Source organism: Pseudomonas sp. PME37.24/006 (assembly GCF_055556635.1).
This window is the reverse complement of sequence record NZ_JBVHNL010000015.1, coordinates 1-436: the sequence shown is the minus strand read 5'-3', so window position 1 is coordinate 436 and position 436 is coordinate 1. Positions and strand designations below refer to the sequence as shown.

The following is a 436-nucleotide window of genomic DNA, read 5'->3' as shown; positions in this document are numbered from 1 at the left end:
TGTTCGCCGCATATCTCGTCAGCTACGCCCTCGTCCTGCTGTGGATGCGACGCATCAGCCGCGGCGTGCCGGCACCCCGTCTGCTCGTTGCCACCGAGAAAGCTGGTGAGAAGTGAACCTCGCACTGATCGTCCTCCCTGGCCTCGTCCTGGGGCTCGGCTTCGCGCTGGTCATCGCCGCACTGGTGCCCACCCAGCCCAGCCTCTCCGCAGCGCTCGATCGGATCGGCACCACCACCGTCGCCGCCGACCCCGCCTACGCCGCCACCCTCGAGAACCGGGTGGGCTCAGCCGTCCTCCGTCGCGTCGGCGACAGCCCCTCGCTCAAGATCCCCACCCGCGATCTGCGCCTGATCGGCATGAGCGTCAACCGGTTCCTGTACCAGAAGGTGCTCTCCGCCGGCCTCGGCCTCATCGCCCCCATCGCGATCGGACTG

1 protein-coding gene is annotated in these 436 nt (G+C 68.8%); it reads left to right on the top strand.

Translation table 11 applies throughout. The annotated features are described in order from the left end of the window. Window positions 1–112: 112 nt before the first annotated feature. Window positions 113–436: hypothetical protein (locus ACZ3GY_RS23655; protein ID WP_465912170.1), on the top strand; the 324-nt coding region annotated here is incomplete at its 3' end.